Here is an 18643-nt window from a genome sequence, read left to right on the forward strand (position 1 = left end):
TCCGCCATGAGCACCCCGATCTCCCGCCGCACCGTGCTCGTCTCCGGCGCCGCCGTCGGCGCCTCGGCCCTGCTGGGCGCACCCGCCGCGGCCACGAGCGCCCCGGTCTCCACGGGGCGCGGGCGCACGGACGCCCTGGTGACGCCCGTCGCCGAGGTGCTCGACGGCGGTGAGCAGGTGACCTCGCTCGTCGTGTCCTCCCACAGGCTGAGCCGTGTGGAGCGGTCGTCGCTGACCGGGTCGACGTTCACCGTGCACTTCACCGCCACCAACCCGCTCACCGGGCAGGTCGCCTACGAGCAGGACCGGGCGGTCACCGCCGCGGGCTGGACGCGCCGCGGCGAGATCCTCCTGGAGCTGGAGCACGGGTGGGGGGTCGACGGCGGCAGCACGCTGCAGTACCTGGGCGCCTTCGGCCGCAACGTGGTGCTGGACCTCGACCACGCCGTCACGCAGGTCGAGCCGTTGCGCGCCCGGGGCGGGGGCGGCGCGGTCGTGCTGGACTCGTTCCGCCAGGACCGGCTGTCCGACCCCGAGGTCGACGCGTTCAGCTACCACGCGACCGCCTCGGGCCTGAACTACCGGCTGTTCTCCCCGTCGCGCCGGCGCGGTCGGGACCGCGCGGCACTCGTCGTGTGGTTGCACGGCGGCGGCGAGGGCGGCCTGATCAACGACCAGTACCACTACTACGACAACGAGACGCAGCTGCGAGCCAACCGGGGCGCGCTCGGTTTCGCCACGCCGGAGGCCCAGGACCTCTTCGGCGGCGCCTACGTGCTCGCCCCGCAGGCCACGTCGGCCTGGATGCAGGACGGCGACGGCTTCGCGCCGCTCGTCCTGGAGGCGATCGAGGAGGTCGCCGCGGCACACCGGATCGACGCGAGCCGGGTCCACGTGGTCGGCTGTTCGAACGGCGGGTACATGTCGCTGAAGATGGTCGCCGAGTACGCGGACGTGTTCGCCACCTCGTCGCCGATCTGCTGCGGCATCGGCCCCCGGGACGGCTCGGGCACCTACTTCATCTCCGACGCCGAGCTCGCCGCGACGACCACGCCGACGTGGCTCGTGGCCTCGGCCGACGACACCACGCTGGACGCCCGGGCGAACACCGTCTACGCCCACGAGCGGATCGACGGCTCGATCATGAGCCTGTACGACTCGGTCACGTGGGACGGGAACACCTACCCCGGGCACTGGTCGTGGATCTACGTGGCCCGGAACGACCCGCGCCACGACGGCACGAGCATCTGGGAGTGGATGGCGTCCACGCGGCGCTGAGCCTAGCCGCCGTCGTGCGGCACGGTGACGACCACCGTGAAGGTCTCGTCCCCGCGCCGCACGTCGAGGTGGCCGCCCGCCTCCGCCGCCCGGCGCGCGATCCCCTCCAGCCCCGCGCCGCTCGTGTCCTCGGCGACGGCGACGGCGGCCACGTCGTTCGAGATCTCGTAGCGCCACACCCCGTCCGCCCGCGTGAGGCTGAGCCGGGCCCGGCGCCCGCCGCCGTGGCGCAGCACGTTCGTCGTCGTCTCCCGGATCACCGGCCCCAGGGCCGTGGCCGGGGCCGACGACGCGTCCGGGTCCACCGTCGCCGCGGCGTCCGTGCCCGCGGCCCGCAGCAGGTCCACGGCGTTGGCGAGCTCGTCGGGCAGCGGGACGGAGCGGAAGCGGGTGGCGAGGTCGCGCGTGCCCTGCCGGGCGGCGTCCACGCTGACGCGCGCGGCGCGCAGCTGCTCCGTGCCCGCCTCGGGATCGTGCGGCATGAGCCGCTCGGAGAGCTCGAGCTGGAGCGCGATCACCTGGAGGTGGTGCCCCTGCAGGTCGTGCACGTCCGTGGCGACCCGCAGGCGCTCCTGCGTCGCGGCGAGCCGCGCCTCCGAGGCGCGGGCGCGGTCGAGCGCGACCAGCACGTCCCACCACCACAGCGACGAGACGGTGATGGCCGGCAGCGTCGCGGACAGGAAGACCATCCGGGCCCAGCCCGCGCCACCGGTCTCCTCGAGGACGAGCGCGGAGTCGATCAGGGACAGGGCCACGAGCAAGGCGGTCGCGGCCAGCACCACGCGGAACCGCACGCCCGGCGGCCAGTTCAGCAGCATCGCCGCCTGGATCACGGGCAGGGCACCCAGCACCCACAGGTCGGTGACGAGGCCGGCCGCGAGCCCGTAGCCCAGGCCGATCAGCAGCGCCGGGCCGTGACGGCGCCAGACCAGCAGCGGCGCCGCCTCCGTCCTGCGGCGGTAGTCGGCCAGCGGCACCAGCGTGGCCAGCCACCACAGCAGCCCGCCGGTCCCGACGACGGCGACCTCGAGGGCGCCCACCCCGCCCCGGACGAGGGTGTCCACCGAGACGACGACGAGGACCAGCTCGAAGACCACGATCGCGATGGCCATGTACCACCACGTCGCGGAGACGCTCCGGGTGAGCCGCACCGCACTGCGGGCGTCTGCGGCCGCGGCACCCGCCGACGCGGCCGCGTACTCGGGCTGGATGCTCATCCGCCCAGGCTACGGGCATGACACATGTCATGGACCGGGCGTGCGAGGGCCCCGTCGGGATCAGGCGACGGGCGCTCCCAGCACCTGGTGCACCGAGGCGACCGCGCTGGATCCCTCGCCGACCGCGGCGGCCACGCGCTTCATCGAGCCCCGGCGTACGTCGCCGACCGCGAAGACCCGCGGCACGGAGGTCTCGAACGGGAGCGGGCCGCGACCGAGCGGCCGCCACTGCGCCAGCGCCTCCGGCGTGACGTCGGCGCCGGTGCGGATGAACCCCGCCTGGTCCCGGTCGAGCGCCGGGAGCCACGACGTCGCGGGCTCGGCGCCGATGAAGCAGAACAGGCCCCGCGCCTCGACCTGGCCGGCGGTGTCGATCGCGACGGACTCCAGGTGCCCGTTGCCGTCCAGCCCCACGATGTTCGACTCGCGGTGGACCTGGATGCGCGGGTCCTCGACGAGCCGGTCGACCAGGTAGGAGGACATCCGGGCGCCCAGGTCGCTGCCGCGCACCACGAGGTGCACCGGGCAGCCGTTCGCCGCGAGGTACAGGGCGGCCTGGCCCGCGGAGTTGGCCCCGCCCACGACCACCACGGGCGACTCGGTGACCTGCTTGAGCTCCAGCGGGGTGGCCGCGTAGTGGATGCCGGCGCCCTCGAAGTCCGCCCAGCGCTCCAGGCGCAGTCGTCGGTAGGCCGCACCCGACGCGACGATCGCGGCGCGGGCCCGGATGACCCGGCCGTCGGTGAGCGTCACCGCGAGCTCGTCACCGGCCGGGGCGAGCGCGGCCGTCTCGCACGGGGCGCAGACGCGCACCCCGAACTTGATGGCCTGCAGTGTCGCCTGCCCGATGAGGGCGCCCCCGCTGACCCCGAAGGGGAAGCCGAGGAAGTTCTCGATGCGGGAGGTCGACGCGGCCTGCCCGCCGGGGGCGATCGCCTCGAGCAGCAGCGTGCTCAGCCCCTCCGACGCGGCGTAGATCGACGCCGCGAGACCGGCGGGGCCGCCGCCGATCACCACGAGGTCCACGACGTCCTCGTCGGTGGCCTCGTAGCTCAGCCCCAGCTGCTCGGCGATGACCCCGGGCGTCGCCCGCACGATCGGCTCACCCTGGACGAAGGCGATGGGCAGGTCGTCGGCGGCGTAGTCGTGCAGCGGGTGCGTCAGGGCGCTGTCCGGGTCGAGGGGAACGGCAGTGTGGACCAGGTCGAGGCGTTCGGCGAAGCGGCGCAGCGCGAGGAACTCCCCCGAGGCCTCCAGCCCGACGAACTTGAGGGTCAGCGCGGCCGGGCCGCGCCGGAGCAGCTCCCGCCGGGCCCACAGGGCGTGCAGCACGGCGTCGCCGAGCTCGTCCTCCTGGGCCAGGATGCGGCGCAGGTCGGGGCGCGCGAGGAACCAGACGCGGCCCGGCACGGTCGCCCGGGCCGAGAGGAACGCGCTCTGGCCGTTGAGCAGCCCCAGCTCGCCGGCGAACGACCGGGGCCCCATGGTGGCGACGACCTCCTCGCCGACCCAGCGCAGGGCGTCGCGCACCACCTCGATCTCGCCCGACTCGACCAGGACCATCGGGTAGTCGCGCTCGCCGGACCGGAAGACGTAGTCCCCGCGCGCGACGTCGCGCGGCGTGGCGTGGGCGATGAGCTTCTCCCACTGGGCGTCGGTGAGCCGCAGGTCGAGGGCCGGGTCGGTGAACTGCTGGTCGGTCGTCGTCATCTCAGCCTTCCTCCGCGGGCCCTCGACCCCGCGCCCGGAGCTCGCGCGCGGGTACCAGGAGGGTCCGATGGGCAGGGGGCCATGATATCGCCGCCCCCCACGCCCGGTGGGGCGTGCTAGGCCGCCTTCTCGTCGAGCGCCGTCGCCAGCGCGGCGAGCGACCGCCCGGCGACGGCCGGGACCGTCACGCCCTGCAGCACGTCCAGGTCCGCCGCCTCCGGGGCGCTCCCCGTGGCACCGCACAGAGCGCCGACCAGCGCCGGCAGGCTGTCCTGGTGCCGGGTGACCGACAGCGCCAGGGGCAGCGCGGCCTCGTGATCGCCCTCGGCGAGGACGAGGATCGCCACGGCGAGCGGCAGGGTCTCCGCGACCGTGCCGGGGTGGCTGTAGGTGCGCGGGGCGAAGCGAGCCACGAGCGCGGGGATCGCCGCGAAGGGCGAGCGCGCGTCCCCGGCGATCCGCAGCGCGTCGCGCACGCCGTCGGCGAGCCAGTCGTCGGCGGCGAGGTCCTCGTCGACGGCGCCCAGCGCGTCCCCGATCGGCGCGCCCTGGAGCAGGTGGCCCACGAGGCGGGCGAACGCGGCGGCCGCGTGGACCCCGATGCCGTCGTGGGTGATGGTCGCGTAGGTGCGGGCCAGCCCCGCCGCGGACGCCGGGTCGCCGGTGGCGATCGCCACGGCCAGCGCCCCGGGCAGCGCCGTGTCGTCGTAGAAGGCCGGGTTGTCGGCCCCGGTGTGGGGCGGGCGCAGCCCGGCCGCCGCGTTGAGCAGCGCCGAGCGCTGCGCGGCGCCGGTCCAGGTGTCGGGGGTGTCGAGCAGGGCGCGCCAGGTGTCGAACAGGCCGTCCTGGTCCCACCCCGGGGCCTCCAGCAGCACCCGGGCCGCGACCGCGAACGTCTCGGCGTCGTCCGTCGCCACGAGCGCCGGCGAGTCCACGGCGGTCAGCACGAACGGCACCACCGGGCGCAGCACCCGGGACTCGTCCAGCTCCAGGGCCCCCTTGCGGAGCATCTGCCGCACCCACGGGTCGCGGACGGTCCGGTGCTCGCCGGCCGGCGCCCCGAGGGCGTCGCCCAGCGCCAGCCCGTGCACGGCGCCGACGGCGCGGTCGAGACGGTGGGTCATGCTCGGGTCTCCTTGCCACGGTCCGCGTCGCCGCGGACGTCGTCGGTGGTCGCGCGGTCCGCGGCCGCACGCTCGGCCAGGGCGTCGGCCAGGTCCACCAGGTCGGTGCCGGCCGTCGCCGCGATGCACTGGCCCGTCACGGAGCGCACCTGGGCCACGTGCGCCGGGTCGAACGCGCTCGCCCCGTGCAGGGCGCCGGCGACCGCGCCGGCCATCGCCGCGATGGTGTCGGAGTCGCGGCCGATGTTGACACCCGACTCGATGACGCTCGTCGCGCCGTCGTTGGCCCGCAGCAGGCCGATGGTCAGCGCCACGGCCTCGGGGGCGACGTCGGCCCACATGTAGTGCCGCAGCGGGATCGTCTCGAACAGGGCCTCCTCGGCCTCCTCCGGCGAGCCGGCGCCGGCCGCGATGTCGAGCGCGCGGCGGGCCGTGCGGGTCGACCAGGAGTCGGCGGGCATGGCGGCGAGCATGGCGTCCAGCACGGGGTCGACGTCGTCCTCGACCATGGCGACGGCCACGCCGGCGGCGATCGCCTGGGCGCACCAGACACCGTCGCGCGAGTGGCTGACCTCCGCGTCGGCCCGGGCCATCCGGATCGCGAGCGCGGGGTCGCCGGCGGCGTAGACGCCGATCGGGGCGACCCGCATGGCGGCGCCGTCGCTCCACGTCTCGGCGTTGCGCTGCCCGCTGGCGGGCGGCGTCATGCCCGCGTGGAGGTTGGCGATCGCGATCATCTCGCTGAAGCCCGCACGGTTGAACCCGGTGCGCTGCGCGCGCAGCGCCTCCAGCCACGTGTCGGCCACCACGTCGGACGTCAGGTCCGCGCCCGCCCGCAGCACGCCGCGGGCGCACAGCACGGCGTACTCGGTGTCGTCGGTCCCGGCGGCGTCGGGGTCGACGAAGCCGCGCACCCGGCCCCACTTCTCGCGGATCGCGGGAAGGGTCATGCCCTCGGTCGGTGCGCCCATGGCGTCGCCGATCGCCAGGCCGAGCAGCGCTCCGCGCGCACGGTCGTTGTTCATGCTCCTCCGGTCCTCCGCTGTCATTTCTCCGGCTTCGTTGCCGCAGAACGCAACGTTTTGCATGCAGCAAGCAGGCTGAGCATGCGTGGCGCCGAGGTGTTTGCGCACCTATTTGCGCTTGTGTCTTGCATCACAGGGTGACTTTGCAGGATGCTACTCCAAAACCTTTTGCGCATGCTGAGGCGAACGACGGGTCGACGAGGAGCGGGTGATGGTCGGAATACGCGAGGTGGCCGAGGTCGCGGGCGTGAGCATGTCGACGGTCTCGCAGGTCGTCTCCGGCAACCGGCCCGTCTCGGCGGCGACCCGGGCCCGGGTGGAGGCCGCGATCACCCACCTCGGGTACCGCGCCCACCCCGGCGCGTCCCAGCTCCGCGGCGGGCGCACCGGCACGATCGCCCTGATCGTCCCCACCCTGGAGAACCCCTTCTACCCGCTGGTGGCCGCCGGCATGCAGGACGTGCTCGTACCCCGCGACATCCTGCTGACCGTCACCGACGCCAGCGGCATGGACCGGTCGGCCAGCGCCATCCACCGCCTCCTGTCGCGCCGCGTCGACGCCATGGTCGCCGCGCCGTTCGGCATCCCCGCGGCCGGCCTCGCCGAGCTGCACGACGCCGGGATCCCGTTCGTCACGCTGGGCGAGGAGCCGCCGGGCGGCGGTGACTACGTGCACAGCGACGACGTCCGCGGCGCCCGCGAGGTCACCGCGCACCTGATCGCCCGCGGACGGCGGCGCATCGCCTTCCTCGGCGGCGAGGAGTCGGTGATCCCCACCCAGCAGCGCCTGGAGGGGTACCGGGCCGCCCTGCGCGAGGCGGGCCTGCCGCTGCGGGACGACGACGTGGTGTTCACGCGGTACACGCGCCAGGGCGGGCGCGACGGCGCCGCCGCGCTGCTGGACCGCGACGAGAGGCCCGACGCGATCGTCGCGGCCAACGACCTGATCGCCATCGGCGTGCTCGACGTGACCAGGGCCCGCGGGCTGCGCGTGCCCGAGGACGTGGCGCTGACCGGTTACGACGACATCGACGCGGCGTCCCTGGTCAACCCGCCGCTGACGACCATCGAGAACCCCGCCCGTGAGATCGGGCGCGCGTGCGCGCGCCTGCTGCTGGAGCGGCTCGACGGCGAGGTCACCGAGGTGACGCGCGCCGTGGGCCTGTCCAACCGCCTCGTCGTTCGCGACTCGACCTGACCGCACCTCCGCAGTTCGTTCCACCTGCTCTATCCGCCTGGCTCCATCCACCCTCGCGAGAGAGACACGAGAACCTTGAGAATCACCAAGCACGTACTGGCCCCTGTCGGCTTCGCCGCCGCGGTATCGGTCGCCCTGGCCGGCTGCGTGAGCGGCGGCGGCAGCAGCGGCAGCGGCGGCGAGGTCACCTACTGGGGCGCGTTCTACGCGCCGACCACCGAGGAGGCGTTCCAGGAGATCTTCGTCGACTCGTTCAACGCCGACAGCGACGTGCAGGTCGACATGGAGGTCAAGGAGCTGACCACGATCGGCCAGCTCACCGACACCGCGGTCTCGGCCGGCCAGGCCCCCGACATCGTGTACTCGGACGGCCCGTCGTCGGCCTCCGACTTCGCCCGCGCGGACCGGACGATCCCGCTGGACGAGTACGCGCAGGAGTACGGCTGGGAGGACACGTTCCTGCCCTGGGCCTACGAGCTCAGCACCGTCGACGGCAAGGTCTCGTCGGTCCCGGCCAGCTACGGGTCGATGGTCCTGTACTACAACACCGAGGTCTTCGAGGAGCACGGCTGGACCCCGCCGACCACGCTGGCGGAGTTCGAGAAGGTCGCCCAGGAGGCGGACGAGGCGGGCATGGTGCCGCTCGGCGGCGGCAACGCCGGCTACCAGGGCATGAGCGAGTGGCTGGTGACGGCCGTCCTCAACGCGGCGGTCGGGCCCGAGAAGATCCACGACGTGCTGACGGGCGAGGCCTCGTTCACCGACCCGGAGTTCGTCGCGGCGATCGAGCTGATCCAGGACTGGATCGACAAGGGCTGGCTGGCCGGCGGTGCGGAGTCCTACTTCACCACCGACGACACCGCGAACGTGACCGGCCTGGCCAACGGGACCACCGCCATGTACCTGAGCGGCACGTGGTCGTTCAACTCGCTCTCCGAGGTGTTCGAGGACCCGTCGACGTGGGGCTGGGCGCCGCTGCCGTCGCTGAGCGACTCGGTCGAGCCCGGCGTGTTCCCCCTGGCGATCGGCACCGCGCTGTCGGTCAGCGCCGACTCGGCCGACCCCGACGCCGCGGCGTCGTTCATCGACCACGTGGCCGGCGACGTCGACCGGGCGCTGTCCTACACGGCGCGCACGGGCGAGAACCCGCCGCCGCTGGCGGTGAGCGCCGACCAGTTCCCCGAGGAGGTCGACGAGCGCACGGTCCAGCTCTACAGCCAGATCCCCGAGTCGACCAACGTGGGCTACGCGACCTGGACGTTCTTCCCGCCCAAGACCGACTCCTACCTGATCACCGAGTTCGACAAGGTCGTGACCGGTGACAGCACCGCGGACGAGTACCTGTCAGGGATGCAGGACGTGTTCGACGAGGAGTTCGAGGCCGGTGCCACCCTGACCCCGTTCACCCCCCAGACCGGGGACTGACGGGTGACCACCGAGACGGCGACCACCGGGACCGCGCTGGCGGCGGTCCCGGTGCGTCGCGGACCGCGGCCGGCCCCCCGGGGCCGGCCGCTGGGGGCCAGGAGGCAGCGCCGGCTGCTCGCCTGGGTGTTCGTGGCGCCGCTGCTCGTGGTCAACCTCCTCGTGATCACGGGACCGGGTCTGGCCTCCGTGTACTACTCGTTCACCGACTGGGACGGGCTGAGCACGCCCCGGTTCGTGGGTCTGGCGAACTACGCCGAGATGCTCCGGTCCGGCGCGGTCGGCGGCGCGCTGGTGCACAACGTCGTGTGGACCCTGTTCTTCCTGGTGGTCCCGATGACGATGGCGCTGGTCGGCGCGTTCCTGCTGTCCCGGCTGCGCCGTCACCAGACGTTCTTCCGCGTCCTGTACTTCATCCCGTACGTGCTGGCCACCGTGGTCTCCGCCGCCGTCTGGCGCCAGATCATGGACCCGGACGGCGGGATCGGCGCCGCCCTGGCGACCCTGGGCATCCCGTTCCTGGCCGACGTGAACTTCCTCGGCAACCCGTCGCTCGCCCTCGGCTCGGTGGCCTTCGTGAACACGTGGCAGTGGTGGGGCTTCCTGCTGGTGATCTTCCTGGCCTCGATGCAGTCGGTGGACCCGGCCCTCTACGAGGCCGTGCGGCTCGACGGCGCCGGGCCGGTGCGCGAGTTCTGGCACATCACGCTGCCGATGATCCGGCCGACCCTCGTCTTCCTGGGCCTGATGACCGTGATCTGGTCGTTCCTCGTCTTCGACTACGTCTACGTGCTGACGCAGGGCGGTCCGGCCGGCTCCACCGACGTGCTCAGCACGGTGCTCTACCGCGAGGCCTTCCAGAACCAGCGCCACGGGTACGCCTCGGCCGTCGCGATGCTGCTCTCGGCCATCAGCGCCGCGACCGTGCTCGGCTATCTCGCGCTGCGCCGACGACTGCGATGGGACATCTGATGGTCAGCACCGCCCGCAGGGGGCAGCCCGTCACCTGGATCGTCCTCGGGCTGCTCGGTGTCTACGCGCTGGGCCCGCTGCTCGTGTTCGCCTCGAACTCGCTCAAGTCCGCCCGCGAGATCGACAGCAACCCGCTGGGTCTTCCGCAGTCCTGGAGCTGGAGCAACTTCGCCGTGGCCTGGGAGCGCGCCCACATGGGTGGCGCGCTCCTGAACAGCCTGGTCATCGCGGTGGCCACCGCGGCAGGCGTGGCCGTCATCGCCACCATGGCCGCCTACGCCATGACCCGCCTGGACCTCCCCGGCGGGGGCGGGTGGATCCTGTGGCTGCTGGTGTCCTCGTCGCTGCCGATCCAGCTCTTCCTGGTACCGCTCGTGAGCTGGTGGTCCACGCTGGGCCTCTACAACCAGCCCATCGGCCTGGTCATCATCTACTGGGCCGTGTACAGCCCGTTCGCCACCCTGCTCGTGCGGGCGTTCCTGATCGGCCTGCCCCGGGAGTACGAGGAGGCGGCCCGCCTGGACGGCGCCGGCGAGCTGGGCGTGTTCGCCCGCATCGTGCTGCCCATGATCCGGCCCGCGGTGCTGACCGCCGCCCTCGTGTCCGGGCTGCAGGCCTACAACGAGTTCATGCTCGCCGTCACCTTCATCCAGGACCGCGACTTCCAGCCCGTCGCGCTGTCGCTCTACTCGTTCCAGCAGGGATTCACCACCGACTGGTCCCTGGTCAGCGCGGCCGGGCTGATCATGGCCCTGCCCGTCGTCGTGCTGTTCCTGACCATGCAACGCACCTTCATCGACGGCTACGTCTCCCGCGGGATCGCCGTATGAGCCGCCCGTCAACGCCTCAAGAGCCCCGACCAGCCCAAGGAGTGTCCATGCCTTCCGCGAAGGAAATCCTGCGCACCACCGCGGCCGACCAGATCGACCTCGGCCTGGTGGACCTCGTCACCGTCGAGAACTACAACCGCCTGGTCGGCGCCATGCTGGTGGCCAGCGACAACCACCGCCTCATGATGGAGGACCTCGGCGACGAACGGATCCACCTGTGGTCGTGGACCCCGTGGGTCGACGGCAGGTTCGGCGAGACCGGGATCACCCGGGACGAGGTCGTCGCCCGGTTCGCGGTCCAGCAGTGGCTCACCGACGCCCCGCCCATCCAGCGCGAGCAGGAGTACGACATCTCGTCGGTGCTGTCGGCCGACGAGGACTGGCGCTGACCGGTCGGCCGGCGATCACCCTCGTCGCGACGCCCGGTCCAGCCGGTCCTGGGCCGCGAGCAGCACCGGGGTGTTGTCCCCCGCGTAGACGTCGTACCCGCCGGTCCGCTGGAGCACCTCGAAGCACACGCTGCCGACCCGCGGCGTGTAGAAGTGCCAGAACTCGCCCGCCGCGGAGCGGTCGTACATGAGCTGGTGGTCGCGCAGGCGGCCGAGCGTCGCGTCGTCGAGCCCGAACCGGGCCCGCAGGTCGTCGTAGTAGTTGTCCGGCACGGGCACGCGCGGCAGCCCGCGGTCCTCCGCCCGGCGGGCGACCGCGAAGATGTCGGTGCAGGCCAGCGCGATGTGCTGGGGGTGGGAGACGTCGAGCGGCGCGACGTTGAGCGAGATCCGCACGGCACCGCTGCCCGTGCGCATGACCTGGCTGCGGACCAGCCCCTGGGGACCCGCCGCCTCGGTCGCCGTCGGCTTCTGCAGGCCCAGCACGCTGGTGTAGAAGAGCACCGCCTCGTCGTGCGCGTCCCAGCCGTGCGAGACGTTGACGTGATCGATGCCGGCGATCTCCCGGGTGTGACCGGGACGGCCGTGGTCGAACTCCGCGGCCCACGCCGGCTCGACGCCGGAGCGAGTCTCGGTGCGCCGGTCGTTGAGGAACACCTCCAGCCCGCTGGGCGCGACGAACCCGGCCAGGTCCAGCTCCCCGGCCTGGGTCCGGCGCGGCGCCGCCCGCACGGCCAGGGCGCGGGCCCGGTCGCTCGCCGCCGCCGCGTCGGCCACGCCCAGGCCGACCCCCGCCAGGTGCGGCTCCAGGTCGCGGGCGTGCTGCTCGTTGAGCACGATGCGCGCCTGGCCGGCCGACCACAGCCGCACGGGCTTGGTCCGGTGCTGGCCCCGGAAGGACAGGCCGAGCTGGTCGAGCACCACCTCGACCTCGCCGGTGTCCTCGGCCTTGATCTCCACGTAGTCGTAGCCGGTGGGCTCGTCCACGTCGGCGATCCGGTCGAGCGCGGCCCCGACCTCGCCGCCGCCCTCCTCGGCCAGGAGCCGGGCCGCGCGGTCCTCGAGCCAGACGAGGGAGCGCAGGGCGTGCTGGGCGGTCCGGCCGGTGTCGGTCTGCCGGAAGACGTCGTTGAAGACCTCCAGCGACAGCGGCCCCCGGTACCCCGCGCGGACGAGATGGGTGACGAACCGGCCGAGGTCCCAGGCGCCCTCCCCGGGGAACAGCCGGTGGTGCCTGCTCCAGGAGAGCACGTCCAGGGTGAGCGCCGGGGCGTCCGCGAGCTGGGCGAAGAAGATCTTGTCCCCCGGGATCTCCTCGATCGCCGCCGGGTCGTGGCCGCGCGAGAGGATGTGGAAGCTGTCCAGGCACACCCCGACCGCCTCGTGGTCGGCGAGCCGCGCGATCTCCCAGGACCGCCGGTAGTCGTCCACGTAGCGCCCCCAGGCGAGCGCCTCGTAGGCCACCCGGACGCCGTACGACGCCGCGAGGTCGCCCAGCCGGCGCAGCTGCTCGGCCGCCACCTCGTCGGAGCCGGTGGTGGCGGTGGCCACGTTGCTGCAGACCAGCACGGTGTCGACGCCGAGCCGCCGCATGGTCTCGAAGCGCGCCCGGGCCCGGCGCAGGTTGTCCTCGAGCTGGTCCGGGCGCACGCCCTCGAAGTCGCGGAACGGCTGGTACAGGTCGAGGCTCAGGCCGAGCCGGTCCGCGAGCGCCCGGATCTCCTCGGGGCTGCGGTCGGTGACCACCAGGTCGGGCTCGAAGATCTCGATGCCGTCGAACCCGGCGTCGGCGCAGGCGTGGAGCTTGTCCTCCAGGCTGCCGCTGAGGCAGACCGTCGCGATGGACTTGCGCATGTCAGGCCTCCAGAGGGTCGGGTCCGGCGAGGGTGTCGGGTCCGGCGACGAGCCGACGGAAGTGGGCGTGCATGCGCGCGGTGTCGGGTTCGAGGCCGGTGATCAGCCGGAGGCTCTCGACGGCCTGGCCCACGGCCATCCCGCCGCCGTCGAGCGTCGCCAGGCCGCGCGCCCGCGCGCGGCGCAGCAGCTCGGTCTCCAGGGGCCGGTAGACCACCTCGGCCACCCAGGCCGCGGGATCGAGCCGGTCGACCTCGAAGGCGACCCCGGGGTGCTCGGCCATGCCGACCGGGGTGACGTGCACGACGCCGTCGACCCGCGGCAGCCAGGTGTCGAGCGTGCCGCCGCTGGGCAGGAGGCGGGGCGAGGTCACCGGGGCGAACCGGTCGAGCAGGGTCGCGACCGCCGCCGGGACGGCGTCGTGCACGACGACGGTGCGGAACCCCAGGTCGAGCAGCGCCGCGACCGTGGCAAGGCCCGCTCCCCCGGCGCCGACCTGGAGCACGGTGCCTGTCCGGAGAACGGTGCCTGTCGGGAGCACGGTGCCTGTCCGGAGCGCGGTGCCCGCGGCGCCGCCGGCGGCGAGGAACGTCGCGAGGGCGCCGCGGAACCCGGGGCAGTCGGTGTTGTGCGCGGTGCGCCGGCCCGCGCCGAACAGCACCAGGTTGGCGGAACCGAGCCGGCGCACGGTCGGGCTGAGGTCCGTCACGTGGTCCAGCACGGTCTGCTTGTACGGGTGGGTCACGTTGGTGGCGGCGTAGCCGGCGTCCTCCAGCCGGCCGAGCTCGGCGCCGAGATCCACGGCGGTGCGGTCGATGAGGTCCACCGTGCGGTACTCGTAGTCGAGGCCGAGGTGCCGCGCCTCCTCCATGTGCAGCGCGGGCGACAGCGACGCCCGGATGCCGTTCCCCAGGAGCGCCACCCGGTACCGGCGGGCCGGCCGCGTCACCGTGCGGAGCCCCGGATGGCCTCGTAGACCACGAGCGAGTCGCCCTCGAGGTTCTCCCGGAACCAGGTGTCGGTCTGCTGCGCGAAGGCCTCCTGGTCCACGTCGTCGACGATCTCGACGGCGCCCTCCTGCTCCCAGGTGTCGAGGATCTCCTGCTCGGCCTCCTCGACGCAGCCGGGCATCTGCTCGACGGCGGCCGCGACGGCCGCGGCCAGGGCGGCACGCTGGTCGTCGTCCAGCTCGGCGTCGTACGACGGCGCGGCCACGATCAGGTTCGAGTTCTGCCCGTGGTCCGACAGGCTCACGTAGTCCTGCACCTCGACGAGGTTGCTGGCGTGGATGTTGGTGATCGGGTTCTCCTGCCCGTCCACGACCCCCTGCTGCAGGGCCAGGTAGAGCTCCTCGTAGGCGACCTCGGTCGCCTGGGCGCCGAGGGCCTGGGCGTTGCGCAGGTGCTGCGCCGAGCCCGGGAACCGCATCCGCAGGCCGTCGAGGTCCGCGGGCTCACGGATCGCCCGGTCCGCGGTGAACTGCCGCGCCCCGGCCGACCAGGCGCCGAGGATCGACACACCGCCGGAGGCCTCCTTGAAGTCCTGCTCGAGCTGGTCGGCCGAGCCGTCGGCGAAGAACCGGTCCAGGTGGGCGGCGTCGTCGAACACGTAGGCCGCGTCGACCACACCGGCCGGCTCGTAGACGGCGGCGAGCGCCGAGGCGCCCTGGATGTCGATGTCCACGTCGCTGGCCTGCACGGACGCGATCCGGTCGGCGTCGCCGCCGAGCTGGCTGTTGGGGTAGATCTCGACGGTGATGCCGACGTCCGCCGCCTCGGCCTCCTCCTTGATGACCTGGGCGCCGCAGACGTGCTGCGGCTGGTCCTCTGTGTAGCTGTGGGCGAGCGTCAGCTCGACCTGGCCGCCTCCGGCGGCGGCGTCGGGCCCGTTGCCGGTGCCGCCGCAGGCGGTCAGCAGGGCGAGGGGCAGGGCCACGGCCGCGCTCGCGGCGGTGGTGCGACGAACGTTCATGAGGGAGTCCTTTCGGTTCAGAGGCCGAGCTGGGCCGGCAGCCAGGTGGCGAGGCCGGGGAAGAAGATGATCAGCACGCAGCACAGGGTCAGCGGCACCATGAACGGGAGGGTGCCCCAGAACACCTCGGCGACCGGCACCTTCTGGGTCGAGCTGAGGACGAACAGGACCGTGCCGACCGGTGGCGTGAGCAGCCCGATCATCAGCGAGATGATCATCACGACGCCGAGCACGAGCGGGTCGACGCCGAGGGCGGTGGCGATCGGCATGAGGATGGGCACGACGAGCACCAGGATGGGCGTCGCGTCGCCCACCGTGCCGAGCACCAGCATCAGGAGCAGCACCAGCAGCAGGAACACGGTGCCGTCGTCGGTGATCCCGAGCACGAGCTGGGCCAGCGCCTGGGGCACCCGTTCCAGGGCCAGCACGTACCCGAGCAGCGCGGCGGACGAGACGATCAGCATGATCGCCGCCGTGGTCAGCACCGTCTCGACGAAGATCTTGGGCAGGTCGCTCACCGTGAGCCTGCGGTAGGCGAAGCCGAGCACCATCATGTAGGCGGCGCCGACGGCCGCGGCCTCGGTCGGCGTGAAGAAGCCGCCCAGGATGCCGCCGAGGATGACCACCGGCGCCCCGAGGGGAAGCACGACCCGCTTGCCGGTCTCGGCCACGCGCGCCCAGGAGAACCCGACGTGCCGGATGCCGGGCTGGCGGCGCACCAGCAGGAACACCACCACGCAGAGGCCGACCACCATGAGGAGGGCCGGCACCACGGACGCCGCGAACAGCGCCCCGGTCGAGACGGTCGCCAGCCCCGCGAAGATGACCGCCGGGATGCTCGGCGGCATGACCGGCGCGATGAGCGCGGACGCGCCGACGACACCGAGGCCGAACCGCCGGGAGTAGCCGGCGCGCAGCATCGGCGGGATCTCGACCTTGCTCAGCGCGGCGGCGTCCGCCACCGCCGAGCCGCTCATCCAGGAGAAGCCGAGGCTGACGCCGACGCTCACGTAGCCGAGCCCGCCGCGGACGCGGCCGAACAGCGCGAGCGCGAAGTCGAACAGCCGGTCCGCGATGCCCGCGTGGTTGGCGACCACGCCGAGCAGGATGAACAGCGGGATGGCCAGCAGCACGAAGTTGCCGGTGGCGTCGGCGACCAGGCGCATCGGCAGGCCGAGCGACTGGCCCTCGACGAGCAGGTAGCCCAGGCCGGGCCCGAGGAACGCGAACGCGACGGGGACGCGGAGGGTCAGCAGCACCATGATCGTGATCAGCAGCAGGAGGGAGGTCATCGCGACGCCTCCCCTGCCGCGTCGGTGGGCCCTTCCGCGCCGGCGAGCCCTGCCGCGCCGGCGAGCGGCCCCGGCGCGAGCGCCGGGTCGTCGTGGTCGGGCGGCGGGGGGCCGAACCGGGCGATCTGCACCGCGCTCACGGCCGCGCGGACGGTCGCGCTCACCAGGCCGACGAGCGCGATCACGTAGACCCACGACATCGGGAGCCCCAGCGCGGGCGAGGTGAGGAAGCCCGCGGAGTGCACGAGCTCCCAGCACGCCCAGGTGAAGGCCGCGGAGATGACGGCGACCAGGGCCATCGCGAGGGTCTGCACCACGCGCGCCACGACGGGGCCGCCGAAGTTGTCGATGAGCTGGACGGCGATGTGGCCGTTGCGGGTGACCAGCACGCCGGCCGCGACGAACGTCAGCCAGATCAGCCCGAACTGCGACAGCTCGCCCGCCCACACGATCTGCGGCACGGGCAGGTAGCGCTGCGCCGCCTGGAACAGGATGAGCACGAAGATGAGCACGGTGGCCAGGCACGCGATGGCCAGTTCCACCCCGGTGAGCAGCTTGACGAGACGGTTGATGCCTTGCTTCATGCGTGGTTCACGTACATCGGGACGATCCCCTTCCGTCCGGCACGGCACGTCGGTGTGCGGCGCGGTCGTCGCCGCACGTCGGTGTGCGGCGTCGTAGCTGCGGCGACCCTAGAAACTGCCTGGCAAGTTGTGCAAGCAGTTGCCAAAGTTGCCAGCGATATGGCTAGATGCCCAGGTGCAGCCCACGATCTACGACGTCGCGAAGGCGGCGGGCGTGGCCGCGTCGACGGTCTCCCGCACCTTCAACAAGCCCGGCCGGGTCAACGAGGCGACCCGGCAACGGGTGCACGCCGCGGCCGCCGAGCTGGGCTACGAGCACAGCCCGCAGAACCGGGCGCTGCCGGGCGGACGGCACCGGACCATCGCGATGGTCCTGTCGGACATCACCAACCCACACTTCTTCGAGCTCATCCGCGGCGCGGAGCAGCGCGCCAAGGCGGCCGACGTCACGCTCGTGATCGTCAACGCCGAGGAGTCGCAGCGGATCGAGGAGAACCAGGTCCGCGACCTGTCACCCACCGTGGACGGCTTCGTCCTGGCGGCCAGCAGGCTCGCCGACGACGCCCTGGTCACCCTGGCGGAGAAGCACCGCGTGGTGCTGCTCAACCGCGAGCTGGCGGGGCTGACCAGCGTGACGCTGGCCGTCGGCACGGGCTGCCAGCAGATCCTGGAGCACCTCGCCTCGCTGGGGCACCAGAGCTTCACCTACTGCGCCGGGCCGCCGGGGTCCTGGATGGGCGCGGTGCGCTGGGCGGCCCTGAGCGCCGGGGCGGAGGAGCACGGCCTGACGGCGCACCGTGTCGGCCCGTACACCCCCAACGTCGCCAACGGCGGCGCGGCGGCCGACGGCGCGCTGCGCACCGGGGCGACGGCGATCGTGGCCCACAACGACCTGCTGGCGTTCGGCATCATCCGCCGGCTGACGCAGCGCGGCATCCGGGTCCCCGACGACGTCAGCGTGGTCGGCTTCGACGACATCTTCGCCTCCGAGTTCGTCCACCCGTCGCTGACCACCCTCGGCGGCCCGGGCGCGCACGCCGGCCGCTTGGCCGTCGAGCTCCTGATCGACCAGTTCGCCGGGCGCGCGACCCAGGACGCCGAGCAGATCAGGCTGCCGACGGAGCTGGTGCTGCGCGAGTCGTCGGGCCCGGCGCCTCGGGGCGACGGTTCCCGCTAGATCGTTGATTCGAAGGGTGTGTGGTCGTAGGGGTCAGGCTGCGGCTGTGGGGCGGAGGGGCGGAGGGGCTGTGGGGCGAACCGCACAGGGGGTGTGGCTCGCAGCGCTGTTGGGGACCGCTCGCCTCACCGGTGATACGCGCACTCGTCTCGGCCTCGTACTGTCCGGCTCGGCGCCGGTCGGTGCTGTGCTGGTGCGTGCTGTGCTGGTGCAGGCGTTCCTGAGGTTTCCATCCCCGCGACGAGCGTCTGGCGTGATCGACGAGACGGCCCGCCCGTTCGGGGCCGCCGGCCGCCGAGTTCCAGGGCTTCCCCCAGACGACCAGGCGATTCTGCTGTCGGCAGATCGGGCTCGTTCAGCGAGCGGTACGAACGGGTGTGCCATATGTTGATGGCATGACGCGAACGGGTGCAATGCCGGGACGAGCAGGCGAACAGCCTGCTCGCTCTGTGCTGCCCGACGGCGCGCCGCAGCACGGTGGCACCGTGCCGTCCGGTGCGCCCGCGTCTGTGCCCGGCGGGGTCGTTGACGTGGCGGGTGTGCGGGCGGTGCGGGAGTTGCTGGCGGGCATGATCCTGCCCGGTGCCACTGACACCG

At 73.0% G+C, this 18643-nt stretch carries 17 protein-coding genes; 8 read left to right on the forward strand and 9 right to left on the reverse strand.

Annotated features, from left to right (window positions below; translation table 11 throughout):
- The first annotated feature begins 6 nt into the window (after positions 1-6).
- Positions 7-1278 carry a PHB depolymerase family esterase gene (locus AB0I29_RS23525; RefSeq protein WP_357486288.1) on the forward strand — a complete coding sequence of 424 codons (1272 nt, stop codon included), beginning with the start codon at positions 7-9 and terminating at the stop codon, positions 1276-1278.
- A 2-nt stretch (positions 1279-1280) separates the two neighbouring features.
- Here AB0I29_RS23525 and AB0I29_RS23530 read toward each other — a convergent pair whose 3' ends face one another.
- The 4 genes from AB0I29_RS23530 to AB0I29_RS23545 all read right to left on the reverse strand — a co-directional run bounded on the left by AB0I29_RS23530 (position 1281) and on the right by AB0I29_RS23545 (position 6354).
- Entirely contained in the window at positions 1281-2495 is a 1215-nt protein-coding gene (locus AB0I29_RS23530; RefSeq protein ID WP_357486290.1) for a histidine kinase, read from the reverse strand.
- Positions 2496-2555: 60 nt separating this feature from the next.
- Positions 2556-4205 (reverse strand): FAD-dependent oxidoreductase, encoded by a 1650-nt coding sequence (locus tag AB0I29_RS23535; protein WP_357486292.1) that lies wholly within the window; start codon positions 4203-4205, stop codon positions 2556-2558.
- Positions 4206-4321: 116 nt separating this feature from the next.
- Entirely contained in the window at positions 4322-5329 is a 1008-nt protein-coding gene (locus tag AB0I29_RS23540) for an ADP-ribosylglycohydrolase family protein (RefSeq protein ID WP_357486294.1), read from the reverse strand.
- Positions 5326-6354, reverse strand: coding sequence for an ADP-ribosylglycohydrolase family protein (locus AB0I29_RS23545; protein WP_357486296.1), 1029 nt, complete (start codon positions 6352-6354; stop codon positions 5326-5328). The genes AB0I29_RS23540 and AB0I29_RS23545 overlap by 4 nt, the downstream gene beginning before the upstream one ends.
- Positions 6355-6565: 211 nt before the next feature.
- Here AB0I29_RS23545 and AB0I29_RS23550 point away from each other — a divergent pair, with 211 nt between their 5' ends.
- From AB0I29_RS23550 to AB0I29_RS23570, 5 genes are all read left to right on the forward strand, one after another.
- Positions 6566-7552 (forward strand): LacI family DNA-binding transcriptional regulator, encoded by a 987-nt coding sequence (locus AB0I29_RS23550; RefSeq protein ID WP_285101991.1) that lies wholly within the window; start codon positions 6566-6568, stop codon positions 7550-7552.
- Between the two features lie 75 nt (positions 7553-7627).
- Positions 7628-8977: an extracellular solute-binding protein gene (locus tag AB0I29_RS23555; RefSeq protein WP_285101990.1), complete on the forward strand. Its 1350-nt coding sequence runs from the start codon at positions 7628-7630 to the stop codon at positions 8975-8977.
- A gap of 3 nt (positions 8978-8980) precedes the next feature.
- Positions 8981-9949 (forward strand): sugar ABC transporter permease, encoded by a 969-nt coding sequence (locus AB0I29_RS23560; protein ID WP_357486299.1) that lies wholly within the window; start codon positions 8981-8983, stop codon positions 9947-9949.
- On the forward strand, positions 9949-10779 hold the full coding sequence (locus AB0I29_RS23565) for a carbohydrate ABC transporter permease (protein ID WP_357486301.1): 831 nt from the start codon (positions 9949-9951) through the stop codon (positions 10777-10779). Before AB0I29_RS23560 ends, AB0I29_RS23565 begins: the two co-directional genes overlap by 1 nt.
- A 47-nt stretch (positions 10780-10826) precedes the next feature.
- A complete protein-coding gene (locus AB0I29_RS23570) occupies positions 10827-11168 on the forward strand; it encodes a hypothetical protein (RefSeq protein WP_285101987.1) in 342 nt (113 codons plus the stop codon).
- 15 nt (positions 11169-11183) lie between these two features.
- Here AB0I29_RS23570 and AB0I29_RS23575 read toward each other — a convergent pair whose 3' ends face one another.
- Genes AB0I29_RS23575 through AB0I29_RS23595 form a run of 5 tightly spaced genes read right to left on the reverse strand, consistent with a single transcriptional unit; the run spans position 11184 to position 16869 of the window.
- On the reverse strand, positions 11184-13022 hold the full coding sequence (locus tag AB0I29_RS23575) for a TIM barrel protein (RefSeq protein ID WP_357486303.1): 1839 nt from the start codon (positions 13020-13022) through the stop codon (positions 11184-11186).
- A gap of 1 nt (position 13023) precedes the next feature.
- The gene (locus AB0I29_RS23580; RefSeq protein ID WP_357486305.1) at positions 13024-13971 is read right to left on the reverse strand and encodes a shikimate dehydrogenase; all 948 of its coding nucleotides are present in this window, start codon (positions 13969-13971) and stop codon (positions 13024-13026) included.
- The gene (locus AB0I29_RS23585) at positions 13968-14993 is read right to left on the reverse strand and encodes a DctP family TRAP transporter solute-binding subunit (RefSeq protein ID WP_357486307.1); all 1026 of its coding nucleotides are present in this window, start codon (positions 14991-14993) and stop codon (positions 13968-13970) included. The genes AB0I29_RS23580 and AB0I29_RS23585 overlap by 4 nt, the downstream gene beginning before the upstream one ends.
- Before the next feature lie 17 nt (positions 14994-15010).
- On the reverse strand, positions 15011-16285 hold the full coding sequence (locus AB0I29_RS23590) for a TRAP transporter large permease (RefSeq protein ID WP_357486309.1): 1275 nt from the start codon (positions 16283-16285) through the stop codon (positions 15011-15013).
- Complete coding sequence (locus tag AB0I29_RS23595) at positions 16282-16869, reverse strand: TRAP transporter small permease (protein ID WP_357486311.1); 588 nt, start codon at positions 16867-16869, stop codon at positions 16282-16284. The genes AB0I29_RS23590 and AB0I29_RS23595 overlap by 4 nt, the downstream gene beginning before the upstream one ends.
- Before the next feature lie 175 nt (positions 16870-17044).
- On the opposite strand from AB0I29_RS23595, the gene AB0I29_RS23600 reads away from it, so the two are divergent.
- Together AB0I29_RS23600 and AB0I29_RS23605 are read left to right on the forward strand one after the other, a co-directional pair.
- A complete protein-coding gene (locus AB0I29_RS23600) occupies positions 17045-18046 on the forward strand; it encodes a LacI family DNA-binding transcriptional regulator (protein ID WP_357486313.1) in 1002 nt (333 codons plus the stop codon).
- Positions 18047-18441: 395 nt separating this feature from the next.
- The coding region (locus tag AB0I29_RS23605) for a hypothetical protein (protein ID WP_357486315.1) at positions 18442-18643 on the forward strand (202 nt) is incomplete at its 3' end.

It is taken from the genome of Promicromonospora sp. NPDC050262 (assembly GCF_040655935.1).
Taxonomy (GTDB): Bacteria; Actinomycetota; Actinomycetes; order Actinomycetales; family Cellulomonadaceae; genus Promicromonospora.

Bases quoted from the DNA above. Each gene is read 5' to 3' on its own strand.
- AB0I29_RS23595 (WP_357486311.1), bottom strand. From the start codon at position 16,869: ATGAAGCAAGGCATCAACCGTCTCGTCAAGCTGCTCACCGGGGTGGAA.
- AB0I29_RS23585 (WP_357486307.1), bottom strand. From the start codon at position 14,993: ATGAACGTTCGTCGCACCACCGCCGCGAGCGCGGCCGTGGCCCTGCCC.
- AB0I29_RS23565 (WP_357486301.1), top strand. From the start codon at position 9,949: ATGGTCAGCACCGCCCGCAGGGGGCAGCCCGTCACCTGGATCGTCCTC.
- AB0I29_RS23540 (WP_357486294.1), bottom strand. From the start codon at position 5,329: ATGACCCACCGTCTCGACCGCGCCGTCGGCGCCGTGCACGGGCTGGCG.
- AB0I29_RS23525 (WP_357486288.1), top strand. From the start codon at position 7: ATGAGCACCCCGATCTCCCGCCGCACCGTGCTCGTCTCCGGCGCCGCC.
- AB0I29_RS23530 (WP_357486290.1), bottom strand. From the start codon at position 2,495: ATGAGCATCCAGCCCGAGTACGCGGCCGCGTCGGCGGGTGCCGCGGCC.
- AB0I29_RS23545 (WP_357486296.1), bottom strand. From the start codon at position 6,354: ATGAACAACGACCGTGCGCGCGGAGCGCTGCTCGGCCTGGCGATCGGC.
- AB0I29_RS23575 (WP_357486303.1), bottom strand. From the start codon at position 13,022: ATGCGCAAGTCCATCGCGACGGTCTGCCTCAGCGGCAGCCTGGAGGAC.
- AB0I29_RS23570 (WP_285101987.1), top strand. From the start codon at position 10,827: ATGCCTTCCGCGAAGGAAATCCTGCGCACCACCGCGGCCGACCAGATC.
- AB0I29_RS23535 (WP_357486292.1), bottom strand. From the start codon at position 4,205: ATGACGACGACCGACCAGCAGTTCACCGACCCGGCCCTCGACCTGCGG.
- AB0I29_RS23590 (WP_357486309.1), bottom strand. From the start codon at position 16,285: ATGACCTCCCTCCTGCTGCTGATCACGATCATGGTGCTGCTGACCCTC.
- AB0I29_RS23550 (WP_285101991.1), top strand. From the start codon at position 6,566: ATGGTCGGAATACGCGAGGTGGCCGAGGTCGCGGGCGTGAGCATGTCG.